The sequence below is a fragment of the Mesorhizobium sp. CNPSo 4689 genome (assembly GCF_057784325.1).
In genome coordinates this window covers 60,366-74,819 of the sequence record NZ_JBWLUZ010000020.1, presented here as the reverse complement: position 1 = coordinate 74,819, position 14,454 = coordinate 60,366, and the positions used below count along the sequence as shown (strand labels likewise).

12 protein-coding genes are annotated in these 14,454 nt (G+C 64.2%); all 12 read left to right on the top strand.

Features of this window, described 5'->3' with window-relative positions:
- Positions 1 to 63 precede the first annotated feature (63 nt).
- The 12 genes from AC04SI_RS22435 (at position 64) to AC04SI_RS22380 (ending at position 14,264) form a co-directional block, all read left to right on the top strand.
- The gene (locus tag AC04SI_RS22435; RefSeq protein ID WP_488474924.1) at positions 64 to 1,278 is read left to right on the top strand and encodes a deoxyguanosinetriphosphate triphosphohydrolase; all 1,215 of its coding nucleotides are present in this window, start codon (positions 64 to 66) and stop codon (positions 1,276 to 1,278) included.
- 62 nt (positions 1,279 to 1,340) lie between these two features.
- Positions 1,341 to 3,098, top strand: a complete 1,758-nt coding sequence (gene argS / locus AC04SI_RS22430) for an arginine--tRNA ligase (RefSeq protein WP_488474923.1) — start codon at positions 1,341 to 1,343, stop codon at positions 3,096 to 3,098.
- A 103-nt stretch (positions 3,099 to 3,201) separates the two neighbouring features.
- On the top strand, positions 3,202 to 6,654 hold the full coding sequence (locus AC04SI_RS22425; protein ID WP_488474922.1) for an SPOR domain-containing protein: 3,453 nt from the start codon (positions 3,202 to 3,204) through the stop codon (positions 6,652 to 6,654).
- Between the two features lie 135 nt (positions 6,655 to 6,789).
- On the top strand, positions 6,790 to 7,809 hold the full coding sequence (gene nagZ, locus AC04SI_RS22420) for a beta-N-acetylhexosaminidase (RefSeq protein ID WP_488474921.1): 1,020 nt from the start codon (positions 6,790 to 6,792) through the stop codon (positions 7,807 to 7,809).
- A gap of 63 nt (positions 7,810 to 7,872) precedes the next feature.
- Entirely contained in the window at positions 7,873 to 8,673 is an 801-nt protein-coding gene (locus AC04SI_RS22415; protein ID WP_488474931.1) for a segregation and condensation protein A, read from the top strand.
- Positions 8,670 to 9,425 (top strand): SMC-Scp complex subunit ScpB, encoded by a 756-nt coding sequence (scpB, locus tag AC04SI_RS22410; protein ID WP_488474920.1) that lies wholly within the window; start codon positions 8,670 to 8,672, stop codon positions 9,423 to 9,425. The genes AC04SI_RS22415 and scpB overlap by 4 nt, the downstream gene beginning before the upstream one ends.
- A 179-nt stretch (positions 9,426 to 9,604) precedes the next feature.
- Complete coding sequence (locus AC04SI_RS22405; RefSeq protein ID WP_006203465.1) at positions 9,605 to 9,826, top strand: twin-arginine translocase TatA/TatE family subunit; 222 nt, start codon at positions 9,605 to 9,607, stop codon at positions 9,824 to 9,826.
- Between the two features lie 85 nt (positions 9,827 to 9,911).
- On the top strand, positions 9,912 to 10,592 hold the full coding sequence (tatB, locus tag AC04SI_RS22400; protein WP_488474919.1) for a Sec-independent protein translocase protein TatB: 681 nt from the start codon (positions 9,912 to 9,914) through the stop codon (positions 10,590 to 10,592).
- Positions 10,589 to 11,464, top strand: a complete 876-nt coding sequence (gene tatC, locus AC04SI_RS22395; protein WP_120018682.1) for a twin-arginine translocase subunit TatC — start codon at positions 10,589 to 10,591, stop codon at positions 11,462 to 11,464. The genes tatB and tatC overlap by 4 nt, the downstream gene beginning before the upstream one ends.
- A gap of 87 nt (positions 11,465 to 11,551) precedes the next feature.
- Positions 11,552 to 12,856, top strand: a complete 1,305-nt coding sequence (gene serS, locus AC04SI_RS22390) for a serine--tRNA ligase (protein ID WP_404280660.1) — start codon at positions 11,552 to 11,554, stop codon at positions 12,854 to 12,856.
- Complete coding sequence (gene surE / locus AC04SI_RS22385; protein WP_404280662.1) at positions 12,856 to 13,614, top strand: 5'/3'-nucleotidase SurE; 759 nt, start codon at positions 12,856 to 12,858, stop codon at positions 13,612 to 13,614. The genes serS and surE overlap by 1 nt, the downstream gene beginning before the upstream one ends.
- Positions 13,611 to 14,264: a protein-L-isoaspartate(D-aspartate) O-methyltransferase gene (locus AC04SI_RS22380; protein WP_488474918.1), complete on the top strand. Its 654-nt coding sequence runs from the start codon at positions 13,611 to 13,613 to the stop codon at positions 14,262 to 14,264. The genes surE and AC04SI_RS22380 overlap by 4 nt, the downstream gene beginning before the upstream one ends.
- The last annotated feature ends 190 nt before the right edge of the window (positions 14,265 to 14,454 follow it).

The following is a 14,454-nucleotide window of genomic DNA, read 5'->3' as shown; positions in this document are numbered from 1 at the left end:
CTTTCGGTTTCACATGATAGGTATGAAGCGGGAAGGGGCAAGTCAACTGCGGCGGCATCAGCCATGACAAATGAGCTTGGCGACATCGGCTTCGGATATCGGCCGCGCGCGGTCTATGCCAGCGATCCGGCACAGTCGCGCGGGCGGCTGTTCGACGAGGTCGAGAGCCCGACCCGCACGCCGTTCCAGCGCGACCGCGACCGCATCATACATTCGACGGCCTTTCGTCGGCTGAAGCACAAGACGCAGGTATTCGTTGCCCATGAAGGCGACCATTACCGCACAAGGCTGACGCATTCGATCGAGGTGGCGCAGATCGCGCGGGCGCTCGCGCGGGCGCTGCGCGGCGACGAGGACCTCGCCGAGGCGGTGGCGCTGGTGCATGATTTCGGCCACACGCCCTTCGGCCACACGGGCGAGGAGGCGCTCAACGAGAAGATGGCCGCCTGGGGCGGCTTCGACCACAATGCGCAGTCGCTGCGCGTGGTGACGCGGCTCGAGCGGCGCTATGCCGAATTCGACGGGCTGAACCTGACCTGGGAAACGCTGGAAGGGCTGGTCAAGCACAATGGCCCGCTGACGGATGCCAAGGGGCAGGGCCTCAAGGGCCTGGTGCCGCAAGCGATCCGCGACTATTCGGAGTTGCATGACTTGGAACTCGACCGCTTCGCCGGCATCGAGGCGCAATGCGCGGCGATTGCCGACGACATTGCTTACAACACCCATGACATCGACGATGGCCTGAGATCGGGCTTCCTGACGCTGGACATGCTGGAAGACGTAACCCTGCCGGGCTCGATCCTGAAAAGCGTACGCGCGCGCTACCCGGCGCTCGATGATGTGCGCACCGGGCACGAGCTGATGCGCCGGCAGATCACCATGATGGTCGAGGACGTGATTGCCTCCACCACCGCCAATCTCAAGCGCCTGAAGCCGGAAAGCGCTGATGCGGTGCGGGCGGCGGGAGAGACGATGGTGACGTTCTCGGCCGATATGGCGGCGACCGAGAAGGGACTGAAGGCCTTCCTCTATAAGCATCTCTACCGCCACAGCGAGGTGATGCGCGTGCGTGGCGACGCCGAACAGATCGTCAGGGACCTGTTCGACGTCTATTTCGCCGACCCGCGTGCCATGCCCGATGGCTGGCGCGAAGGGCTCGATAGGGCGCAGGACCGCATCAAGGCGCGCAGCGTCGCCGATTTCCTGGCGGGCATGACCGACACCTATGCCTTGAAGGAACACCGCCGTTTGTTTGACCATACGCCGGATTTAAGCTAGGGCGGGCGCGATTTTGCCGGCCAACGAGCCGGTCACCCCGCAAAGCCGCCAGAGCCATACCCATGAACATCTTCGCCGATTTCACCGCGCGAATCATCAAAGCTGTCGAAGCGCTTGATTTGAAAGACAAGGAGGGCGCATCGCCCGACCTGTCGCGTATCGCCGTCGAGCCGCCGCGCGACCCCAGCCATGGCGATCTCGCGACCAATGCGGCGATGGTGCTGGCGAAGCCCACCGGGCAGAACCCGCGCGCGCTGGCCGAAAGACTGGCCGAGGCGCTGCGCACCGATGCCGACGTCTCGGCTGCCGACGTCGCCGGTCCCGGCTTCGTCAATCTCCGGCTCAAGGACGGATTCTGGCAGGCGCATCTCACGGCCTTGCTTGGCGAAGGCCGTAATTATGGCCGCTCGACCATCGGCGGCAACAGGAAGGCCAATGTCGAGTATGTCTCGGCCAACCCGACCGGCCCGATGCATGTCGGCCACTGCCGCGGCGCCGTTGTCGGCGACACGCTGGCTAATCTGATGGCCTTCGCCGGCTACGACGTGACCAAGGAATATGTCATCAACGATGCCGGCTCGCAGATCGACGTGCTCGGCCGTTCGGTCTTCATGCGCTACCGCGAAGCGCTGGGCGACGATATTGGCGAGATACCGGCCGGTCTCTATCCCGGCGACTACCTGGTGCCGGTCGGTCAGGCGCTGGTAGCGGAATTCGGCCGCAAGCTACTGCAGATGCCGGAGGACGAGGCGCTGGCCATCGTCAAGGACCGCACGATCGACGCCATGATGGCGATGATCCGCTCGGATCTGGCGTTGCTCAACGTGCATCACGACGTGTTCTTCTCCGAGCGCACGCTGCATGCCGACAATGCCAGGAAGATCCGCGCGGCGATCAGCGATCTGACGCTGAAGGGGCATATCTACAAGGGCAAACTGCCGCCGCCCAAGGGCGAGAAGCCGGACGACTGGGAAGACCGCGAGCAGACGCTGTTCCGCTCGACCGCGGTCGGCGACGACATGGACCGGGCGCTGGTCAAGTCCGACGGCTCGTTCACCTATTTCGCCGCCGACGTCGCCTACCTCAAGGACAAGGTCGACCGCGGCTTCGTCGACCTGATCTACGTGCTCGGCGCCGACCATGGCGGCTACGTCAAGCGGCTCGAAGCGCTGGCGCGCGCGGTTGCCGGCGACGAGGTCAAGCTCACCGTGCTGCTGTGTCAGCTGGTGAAGCTGTTCCGCGACGGCGAACCGGTGCGCATGTCGAAGCGGTCGGGCGATTTCGTGACGCTGCGCGAAGTGGTGGAGGAGGTCGGCCGCGACCCGATCCGCTTCATGATGCTCTACCGCAAGAACGATGCACCGCTCGATTTTGATTTCGCCAAGGTGACCGAGCAGTCCAAGGACAATCCGGTGTTCTACGTGCAGTACGCCTCGGCGCGCTGCCATTCGGTCTTCCGGCAGGCGAGCGAGCAGCTGGGCGAGGCCAATTTCGACCGCAACCGGCTGGCCGCGGCAGTGGCGTCGCTGACCGACGAGGGCGAAATCGGCCTGATCCGGAAGCTGGCTGAATATCCCCGACTAATCGAATCCGCGGCCCTTGCGCTGGAGCCGCACAGGCTGGCATTCTACCTCTACGATCTGGCGTCCAGCTTCCATGGACATTGGAACCGGGGCACTGACAATCCCGACTTACGTTTTGTTAAGGTTAACGACCGACAATTGACGTATGCCAGACTAGGGCTGGTGCAGGCTGTATCGGACGTCTTGACGTCCGGCCTAACGATTATTGGGGCTGATGCGCCCACGGAAATGCGTTAGGTTTGACTAAAAAACCTGTCACCTTTTGCCCACATTGCGCTGGTATGGGCCAACCCTGCGCGACGTCCATGGCGTCCGAATGTGTGCGAGTTCGGGAACAATAATGGCAGACAGAACCCAGCTGAGAACAGCCGACCATAACGACATCGCTGACGATGATCCGTTCGCGGAACTGACCCGGATCATGGGTTTCGACCCGCGCCAGCCGGTAAAGCCGCAGGCGCCTGCAGCAGCGCCGAAGGCTGCTCCGGCCGACCAGCTTGCCGAAGAGGGCGATTTCGATATCGACCTCGAGAAGGAGCTGATGGGCGAATTCGGCGCCGATGAGGCCGCCGCGCAGCGCCAGGAGCCGGCTTTCGAATCTGTTGCCGCCAGGATGAACGACGAGCTTGCGGCATCGCTCGAACAGGATTTCGTATTCGACGACCCGGCGGATCACTTTGCGCCCGTCGCCGAGGTTGCCGCGCCGCAGGTCGAGGCTGCCTTCGGTGATGATTTCGATCAGGCGGTCGCTAGCTCGCTGGAAGACGTGTCGCCGCTCGACGACGACAGGCCGACGGACGCCGAGCTTGCCGCTTCGCTCGATCAGGAATTCCAGCTCGACGATCATCCCACGACCGACACGGCCGAACATGAAGCAGAGCACGCCGCCGCGGAGCAGGTCGCGCCGGCGGTCGAAGCCGCATTCGATGACGATTTGGACAATGCCGTATCCCTGTTGCTTGAGGACGAGCTGACACTCGACGATCACGCGCCGTTCGACGATGAAGTGCCGGCGGAAGATCATCACGCAACTGCTGCCGCTGTCGAACATCCGGCGCCGGTCCAGATTGCCGAGGAAGCCGACCGCCAGATTCCCGAAGCGGAGTTTTCCGACCATTTCGACGAGGCGATGGCCGATGTCGATATGGATATTGCCGACGTCGATATGGATTTCGATGTCCGTGCCGAAGAACCGACCGAAATCGATGAGCCTCTGGCTGTCGAAGCGCCTGTCGAGGCTGTCGAAGCATCTGTCGAAGCGGCTTATGTCGCCGAAGCCGACAATGACGATGTTCCTAAGCTTGCCGCGCGGGACGCGTTTGACGACGATTTCGACCTCGGCATCGACGAGGGGCCGGCCGAGACGGCCGAAGAGCAGGTTGCCGAAAGCGCCGCCGCGGAGCCGACGGCGCCCGCCGCGGTTGCGGCCGAGCCGGCAAAACCGGTTGCCGCAGACGATCGGAGCCTGGAAGACGAACTGAACGCGCTGCTTGGCGCCATGACCGCGCGGCCGGTTCCCGTCGCCGCGAAGGAGCCCGAGCCGGTTCAACAGCCAGCAGTCGTGGCGGAAACGGCCGCTGCCCAGCAGGCCGATCCCATCGAAGAACTCGATTGGGATCTTGACGAACATGAGCCTGCAGAGACGCAGCAGCATCATGAGGCGGCCCAGGCTGCCAACGCCGATCTCGACATTGATCTCGCCGGCGAGCTCGATGGTGAGGATTTCAGGGCTGAGACTGTGGCAGCTGCCGACGTCGCGTTCGACGACGAGGCGTTCGATGCCGCCTTTGCCAAGGGTATCAACCTTGGCCACGAATCGGACCGTGGTCACGATGTATCGGACCCTGGTCACGATGAATCGGACCGTGGTCACGATGAAGCGGGACGCACCGCTGTCGGGGAAGGTTTTGCCCATTCGGCGGACTGGATGCGCTCGACGCCGCCAGAACCGGCCCGTTCGTGGAGCCGGGTGACTCCGGTCGCCGCGCCTCCGGTGCAGGCCTCGTTCTCGGCCCAGCCTATGGCCTCGGCGCCACCTGTTGCTTCAGCGCCGGCTTCCGCCACGCCCGCGTACCAGCAGGAGCCGGTCGAAGAGGTCGCCGCCCAAGTCGAGCCCGAGCCGGTGCGGCACGAACAGCCTCGCTATGACGAGATGCCCGATGTCGAGACGGTCGATGTGCCGGAGCGCGTCGTCGCGCTGGCCGACGACCTCGATATTCCCGAGCTCAATTTCGAGGAAGATCAGCCGGCTGCGTCCGCCTATGACGACCTCGAAGCCGAATTCGCCGGTCTGCTGACCGAGATGAACGCCCCCGAGGTGGCCGCGACGCCGGCGCGCAGCACGGCCTATGAAGACGACACCTACAGTGCCGGGTTCAAGCCGGGCTATGACCGCGACGAGGCACCCGCCTATGCGGCGAAGCCGGCCGAAGTGCTTGCCGCGACGGCGACCGCTTCCCACGCTGCTGCCGCGAGCAGCTTCGACATGGACAATCTGCCCGGCAGCAAGCCGGTTTCGCAGGCTGACGACTTCGCCGTCGACGAGCTCGACTACGATCCTGAACTGGACGAGGCGATGTCGGTGCCCGGTCTGGCCGAGCGCGAGGCTGCAAAGCCGCGCAGTCGCGGCCTGATGGTCGCCGCGATCGTCGGCGCGGTGGCGATCGCCGGTGGCCTCGGCGCCTTTGCCTTGTCGCTCGGCGGCAAGGGCGGCAGCGAAGCGCCCGTGATCGTCAAGGCCGACAACGCGCCGATCAAGGTCAAGCCGGAAAACCCGGGCGGCGCCGTGGTGCCGAACCAGGACAACAAGGTCTATGACGCGGTGGCCAAGGGCACCAAGCCGGCTGAGCCTGTGCAGGAGAAGCTGGTCACCAACACCGAAGAGCCGGTGGACGTGAAAGCCAAGGAGCCGGAAAGCCGCGTCGTCGATCTTTCACCCGACGATACCGATGCCGCTCCCGGCGCGGATGCAGCGGGTAATGCCCCCGCGGTCGCGATGCCAGGCGTGGATACGTCCGGGAATGCCGATGCCGCGCCGGCGCCGAAATCCGAGGACCGCATCGCGCAGGTTCTTCAGGAGGCCGACAAGGGTACCAACCCGGAAGTCGCCGCCGTTGCGCCGCGCAAGGTCAGGACCATGATGGTCAAGCCCGACGGCTCGCTGGTTCCGCGTGAGGATCCGGCGCAGGCGGCGCCGCAGGTTGCCGCAGCCGAGCCGACCGATCCAGCACCGCAACTTGTCGCTCCGGCGGTGCAGTCCGACGCGGAGCAGACCGGCACCGTGGCGCCCGCGACCGATCAGGCAAGCGATCAGCCGACCGATCAGGCTGCTACCGATCAGGCCGAGACCGCCAAGCCGCTCGAGTCGGCGGCAGCCCCCACGCCGAAGGCCGAAGCCAAGGCCCAGTCCGCCAGCGCGCAATCGGCGAATACGTCGGCCACGGTTCCCGTGCCGCCGCAGCGCCCGTCCGATCAGCCGGTCGACGTGGTCGGCGAGGTCAAGCCCGACCAGGTCGCCTCCATATCGCCGACCGCAGCAGCGACAGGCGGTGGTTCGTGGTCGATGCAGATCGCTTCGCAGCCGACGGTCGAGAGCGCCCAGTCGACCTATCAGGACCTGCAGCGCCGCTATGGCAGCGTGCTTTCCGGCCGCACCGCCAACATCGTCAAGGCCGAGATCGCCGGCAAGGGAACCTTCTACCGGGTTCGCGTTCCGGCGCAGTCGCGCAACGATGCGATCAATCTGTGCACCAGCTACAAGGCGGCCGGCGGCAACTGCTTCGTGTCGCGCTGATCAGTTGAAACCACACGAAAACCGGCGCAGCCGAATGGCCGCGCCGGTTTTTTTCATGTGGAAGCTCCCGGGCATTCCGAGGCGGGCGATCCGGGATGATTCCCTTTGTCCGCATGTAGCTCTAAGCTTGTTGTCATGACCGAATCAAAATCCATGATCCTCGGCTGTGCCGGGAAATCGCTGACCCCAGACGAAATCCGCTTCTACCGCGGCGAGCGGCCCTGGGGTTTCATCCTGTTTGCCCGCAACATCGGCGAGCCCGAACAGATCCGCGATCTGGTCGCCTCGATGCGCGACTGCATCGGGCGTCCGGACGCGCCGGTGTTCATCGACCAGGAAGGCGGCCGGGTGCAGCGCCTGCGGCCGCCGCTGGCGCCGAACTATCCGGCCGGCGGCGCGCTTGGCGCACTGTGGCGGAACGACCGTGACGCGGGCACGCGCGCAGCCTGGCTGATGGCGCGGCTGCATGCTTTCGATCTGCTCCGCCTCGGCATCACCGCCGACTGCCTGCCGGTGCTCGACGTGCCGATCGAGGGCGCCAGCGACGTCATCGGCGCGCGCGCCTATGGCAAGGAGCCAGGCGCCGTCATCGAGCTTGGCCGCGCGGCCGCCGAAGGCCTGATGTCGGGCGGTGTGCTGCCGGTGATGAAGCACATTCCCGGGCACGGGCGGGCCTTTGCCGACACGCATTTCGAACTGCCGACCGTCGATACGCCCATGGACGAGTTGCGGCGGCATGATTTCGCCCCGTTCAAGGCGCTCAACCATCTGCCGATGGCGATGACGGCGCATGTCGTCTACAGCGCCATCGATCCGAGCAATCCGGCGACGACCTCGGGCAAGGTCGTCAACGACATTATCCGCGGCGACATCGGCTTCGACGGGCTGTTGATGAGCGACGACACCTCGATGAAGGCACTTTCTGGGGATTTCCCGACAAAGGCGGCCGCGATCCTTGCGGCGGGCTGCGATCTCGTCCTTCACTGCAATGGTGTTTTCGAAGAGATGTCCGGCATTGCATCGCGGACGACGGGGCTTCAAGGCAAGTCGCTTGCGCGCGCGGAGCGGGCACTGACCTATATAAAGGACCGCGACGCGGCCGAAGAAACCGCGATACGCGCCGAGTTTGCCACCTATTTCGACGCGGTGGCCTGAGCAGAGGAAGAGACAAAGGCAGTGGCGGAAACATTGGACAGCAAGGCCGCGAAGGCCGCACCGATGGACCGTCTGTGGGCCGAGAACGACGCTTCCCGGCTGACCGGCGATCCGTCGCTGGTCGTCGACGTTGCCGGCTTCGAAGGCCCGCTCGATCTGCTTCTGCATCTGGCGCGCAACCAGAAGGTCGACCTGGCGCGCATCTCGATCCTGGCGCTGGCCGAGCAATATCTGGCCTTCGTCGAGAAGGTGAGGGCGCTGCGGCTCGAGCTTGCCGCCGACTATCTGGTGATGGCGGCATGGCTTGCCTTCCTCAAGTCGAAGCTTCTGATCCCCAAGCAGCCGGGCGAGGAAGGCGAAAGCGGCGAGGAACTGGCGGCGGTGCTGCAGTTCCGGCTGAAGCGGCTGGAAGCCATGCGCGACGCCTCGGCGAGGCTGGTCAACCGCAACCGGCTCGGCCGCGACGTGTTTGCGCGCGGCATGCCGGAAATGGTCATCATCGAGAAGCGCAACGCCTATTCGGCCTCGCTCTACGATCTCTTGACCGCCTATGCGCAGCAGCGCCAGAAGCAGGCGATCAACAATGTGACGATCGCCAGGCGCGGCGTGTGGTCACTCAAGGACGCGCGCGACATCCTGATCAGACTGGTCGGGACGCTGCGTGACTGGACCGCGCTGGACTCCTTCCTGATCGAGTATCTGTCCACCCCGGAAGATCGGCGCACGGCGGTCGCCAGTTCGTTTGCCGCGACGCTCGAACTGGTGCGTGAAGGCAAGATGGAGATGCGGCAGGACCAGGTGTTCGCGCCGCTCTATCTGCGCGGCCGCGCGCAAGGCATCAAGGCAGTCGAGGTGGTAACATGAGCGAACGCGCCAACGCTTCGGTCATTCCGTTCAAGGTCGACGACGAGACCGAGGAAGGCGCCGTCGAGCAGGGGACGGTCGAGAACCCGGCCGAGCGACTGCTTCTGTCGGAAGCCGTGCGCATGGCCGAGGCGATCATCTTCGCCAGCGCCCAGCCGGTCAGCGAAAAACAACTGGCCGCGCGCCTGCCGGACGGCATCAGCATTGCCGCGGCGATGGCCGATCTGCAGCAGATCTACGCCAAGCGCGGCGTCAATCTGGTGCGCGTCGGCGATGCCTGGGCCTTCCGCACCGCCGGCGACCTCGCCTTCCTGATGAGCCGCGATACCGTTCAGCAGAGGAAGCTTTCGCGCGCGGCGCTCGAAGTGTTGGCGATCATCGCCTACCACCAGCCGGTGACGCGCGCCGAGATAGAAGACATCAGAGGCGTCGAAACGTCAAAGGGCACGCTGGACATGCTGATGGAGACGGAGTGGGTGCGGATGCGCGGCCGGCGCAAGACGCCCGGCCGTCCCGTCACCTACGGCACCACCGAGAGCTTCCTCGACCATTTCGCGCTGGAGGAGATCCGCGATCTTCCCGGCATGGAGGAACTGAAGGGCGCCGGGCTGCTTTCCACCCGTATGCCGTCGAATTTCTCGGTGCCGCTGCCGCCGGCGGACCCGGATGCGCTGACCGAGGACGAGGATCCGCTGACCGACATCGACCTCGAGGAACTCGGCCTGCTGACGCCGCGCGTCACGGAAGATTGACCGCAAGCCGCTGTCAAAAGCCGCTTTCCGCCTGTAGATGCGCCGATTGGTAGCGGGCCGCACCGCCGAAAATGCGTGACATCCGGCGCGCCTTCATAAACTTTGTCGCGGTTCTGTTTGAATCCCAACGCGAATGCGCATAGATCATCGCCAGGGAAAACGTTCGAGAGAGATTTGCAATGGGTTCATTTTCGATTTGGCACTGGCTGATCGTGCTGGTGATCGTGCTGCTGGTGTTCGGCCGCGGCAAGATTCCCGAGCTGATGGGCGACATGGCCAAGGGCATCAAGAGCTTCAAGAAGGGCATGGCCGACGACGAAGTCGCCGACGACAAGCGCACCGTCGAGCACCGGGCCGACGAAACCGTTTCGGCGGCGAAGGAAAAAGCCAGCAAGAGCTGAGCCCAAGGTTGTTGCTTTGTGCATGTCGTTGTCCCAAAACCGCGTCGCACTTTTGAGCGACATGCATTAGTCGGAACAGATTGCCATGTTTGAAGTCGGCTGGACCGAGATGCTGGTGATCGCGATCGTCATGATCGTGGTCGTCGGGCCGAAGGATTTGCCCAATATGCTGCGCACTTTCGGCCGCACGACGGCAAAGCTGCGCGCCATGGCCGCCGACTTCCAGAAGCAGTTCAACGAGGCGCTGAAGGAAGCCGAACTCGACGACGTGAAGAAGTCGGTCGATTCCCTTCGGGGCCTCAACCCGGCGGCCGAGATCCGCAAGCAGCTCAACCCGTTCGAGCAGGCGGCAGCCGATGTCCGCGCCGGCGTCGACGCGGCAATGAAGCCGAAGCCGTCCGTCGATCCTGCAACGCCGGTGGCGGAGACGCCGCAGGCCGCCGAGCCGCTGAAGAACGGCGCCACGGTGATGCCCGGTGTCAACGGACCGGAAACGGTGCCGGCCGCTCCGATCTTTCCGGCGATGACCGACGATGCGGTGGTGACACCTGCAGTGGCTGCAACGCCAGCGCCGCAAAAGGCGCCGGTGAAGAAGGCGGCGGCATCGAAGCAAGCCAAGGCTCCGGCGGCCAAGGCAGCACCGGCAAAGCCAGCGCTTGCAAAAGTTACCAAGCCTGCAGCCGCCAAGACGGCGACAAAGGCTGAGCCGAAGCCTGCGCCGGCGAAAAAGCCGGCGGCCAAGAAGACGGCGGGAGCCGCCAAGTGAGCGTTTCGGATACGGAAAAGGACGAGATCGAAAAGTCGTCGGCTCCGCTGATGGAGCATCTGATCGAGTTGCGCCGGCGGCTGATCTGGTCGATCGGCGGCTTCTTCATCGCCTTCCTCGTTTGCTTCTTCTTCGCCAAGCGGCTGTTCAACCTTCTGGTCGTCCCGTTCAAATGGGCGACGCAATGGGCGGGGCTCGACCCGCACAAGGTCGAGCTGATCTACACGGCGCCGCAGGAATTCTTCTTCACCCAGGTCAAGCTCGCCATGTTTGGCGGCATGGTCATCGCCTTTCCACTGATCGCCACGCAGATCTACAAATTCATCGCGCCCGGCCTCTACAAGAACGAGCGCAACGCCTTCCTGCCGTTCCTGATCGCCTCGCCGATCCTGTTCCTGATGGGCGCGTCGCTGGTCTATTTCTTCTTCACGCCGATGGTGATGTGGTTCTTCCTCGCCATGCAGCAGGCCGGCACCGACGACCAGGTACAGATATCGCTGTTGCCGAAAGTGTCGGAATATCTCAGCCTGATCATGACGCTGATCTTCTCCTTCGGCCTGGTGTTCCAGCTGCCGGTGGTGACCAGCCTGATGACACGCGTCGGCATGCTGTCGTCCAAGGCGTTGGTCGAGAAGCGCAGATGGGCGATCGTCATCGCGTTCGTGGTAGCGGCCGTGCTGACGCCGCCGGATCCGATGAGCCAGATCGGCCTCGCCATTCCGACCATCCTGCTCTACGAGGTCGCCATCTGGTCGGCGCGGCTGATCGAACGCAGCAAGGAACGGGACCGCCTGGCGCGCGAGAAACAGGACGCCGCGGCGGAAGTGGCGGAGAAGGCGGCGGACGCGTCCTCGACGCAGGCTCCCTCCTAGGCTTCCGGAAAAAGACGCCAAGCCCGATCTTGCATCGATCAAGGATGCGGTTTACGCCCACGAGCCTAGCTCAGGAGCGTTCAGACCATGCTTGACATCAAATGGATTCGCGACAACCCGAAGACCCTTGTCGAGGCGCTGGTGAAGCGCTCGTGGTCGGGTGATGACGCGCAATCCACCGTCGATGACCTGATCGCCAGGGATGAGGCGCGGCGCGAGCATCTGACAGAACTGCAGACCAGGCAGGAACGCCGCAACGCCGCCTCGAAAGAGATCGGCAATGCCATGCGTTCGGGCGACGCGGCGCTTGCCGAAAAGCTGAAGGCCGAGGTCGGCGAGATCAAGGCCTTCATCCAGAATGGCGAGGCACGCGAACGCGAACTCGACAAGGCGCTGAACGATGTGTTGGCGGTGCTGCCCAATGTGCCGCTCGACGACGTGCCGGTCGGCAAGGACGAGCACGACAATGTCGTCAAGCGCACTGTCGGCAAGGTGCCGACGCGGCCGAACTGGGTGAAGGAGCATTTCGAGATCGGCGAAGCGCTCGGCATGATGGATTTCGAACGGGCAGCAAAGCTGTCGGGTTCGCGCTTCACGGTGCTGAAGAGCGGGCTGGCGCGCATGGAGCGTGCGCTCGGCCAGTTCATGCTCGACCTGCACACGACCGAGCACGGCTATGAGGAAGTGATCCCGCCGCTGATGGTGCGCGACGAGGTTCTCTATGGCACCGGGCAGCTGCCGAAATTTGAGGATGACCTGTTCTTTACGCCGCACGGAGACGGCAGGCTGGGCTTGATCCCCACCGCCGAAGTCCCGCTCACCAACCTCGTACGCGAGGACATAACCGCGCATGAAAAACTGCCGCTGCGCTATACGGCGCTGACGCCGTGCTTCCGTTCAGAAGCAGGCTCGGCTGGGCGTGATACGCGCGGCATGCTGCGGCAGCACCAGTTCTACAAGGTTGAGCTGGTGTCGATCACCGATCAGGAGTCAGCAAACGCCGAGCATGAGCGGATGACCGCGTGCGCCGAGGAGGTGCTGAAGCGGCTCGGCCTGCCGTTCCGCACCATGACGCTGTGCACCGGCGATATGGGTTTTGGCGCGCGCAAGACTTACGACATCGAGGTCTGGCTGCCCGGCCAGAACGCCTATCGCGAAATCTCGTCCTGCTCGGTCTGCGGCGATTTCCAGGCCAGGCGCATGGACGCGCGCTACAAGGACAGGGACGGCAAGGGCAACCGCTTCGTCCACACGCTGAACGGCTCGGGCACCGCCGTCGGCCGCGCTCTTATTGCTGTCATCGAGAACTACCAGAATGAGGATGGCAGCGTAACCATTCCTGAAGCGCTTCGGCCTTACATGGGCGGTCTGGCAAAGATCGAATCGAAATAATGCGCATCCTGCTCACCAATGACGACGGCATCCATGCCGAGGGCCTGGCGTCGCTCGAGCGCATTGCCCGCACGCTGTCGGACGATGTCTGGGTGGTGGCGCCGGAGCAGGACCAGTCCGGCTACGCGCATTCGCTGTCGATCTCGGAGCCGCTGCGGCTGCGCAAGATCGGCGAAAAGCACTTTGCCGTGCGCGGCACGCCGACCGATTGCGTCATCATGGGCGTGAAGAAGATCCTGCCGGGAGCGCCGGACCTGATCCTGTCCGGCGTCAATTCGGGCGCCAACATCGCTGACGACGTCACCTATTCCGGCACCGTCGCCGGGGCCATGGAAGGCGCGCTGCTTGGCATCCGCTCGATCGCGCTCAGCCAGGCCTACTCCTATGTCGGCGAGGATCGCGTCGTTCCCTACGAGACCACCGAGACGCTGGCGCCGGCGCTCCTCAACAAGCTTGTCGCCTTGCCTCTGCCGGATGGCGTGCTGCTCAACGTCAATTTTCCGAATTGCCTTCCCGAAGAAGTCGCCGGCACCGTCGTGACCTCGCAAGGCAAGCTCGTGCACAGCCTGTGGGTCGACGAGCGCCGTGACGGACGCGGCCTGCCTTACTACTGGCTGCGCTTCGGCCGCGAGCCGGTCGAAGGCAAGAAGGGCACCGATCTCTACGCCATGCGCAACCGGCTGGTGTCGGTGACGCCGCTGCAGCTCGATCTCACCGCCCACGAAATCCGCGACCAACTGACCAAGGCACTTTCATGACCCTGCCACTCGACGACCGCGAAGGTTTTGCCGCCTTCCTGCTGCGCTTGCGCGGCCGGGGCGCGGTGCCGAAGGCATTGATCGCGGCTTTCGAGGCGACGCCGCGGCGCGGCTTCCTCTCCGGACAGTTTCATTCCATCGCTTGGTCGGACGGCATGCTGCCGATCGAGTGCGGCGAGGCGATCGAGGGCGCTGACCTCCAGGCCGCAGTGATCGCGGCTTTGGCCATCGAGCCGGGCAACCGGGTGCTCGAGATCGGCACCGGATCGGGCTACACGGCAGCGGTGATGTCGCGGCTGGCAGCGCGCATCGTCACCATCGACCGCTACAAGACGCTGACCGAGCAGGCCAGGCAGCGCTTCGAGGCGCTCGCCATCGGCAATGTCGTTGCCCGGCAGGCGGACGGTTCCAATGGATTGGCCAATGAGGGACCGTTCGATCGCATCGTCGCCTGGGCGGCCTTCGACAGCCTGCCACGCTTCCTGCTCGACCAACTGTCGAGCGGCGGCATCGTCATCACGCCGATCGGCCCGGAAGAGGGTGAGCAGGTGGTAGCCAAGCTGACCAAGGTCGGCAGCCGTTTCGAGCGCGAGGACATCGGCATCGTGCGGCTGCAGCCGATACTGCGCAGCGTCGCCGCCGTCATTTGATTCCCCGGCGCATCGCGCTCTCGGGAGACCGAAGCCTGTCGTTTCGTCATCCTAGGGTCTTCGCGACGGAGCTTCGCTCTAGGAGGGCTGACGGAAATCTCGACAGGCTCGACGCCTGCTCTAATATTTTAAGAAAATTTTCGCCAGATTCTAAGGGGTTAACCGGCCAGTAACATTAACGCGCTTTAAT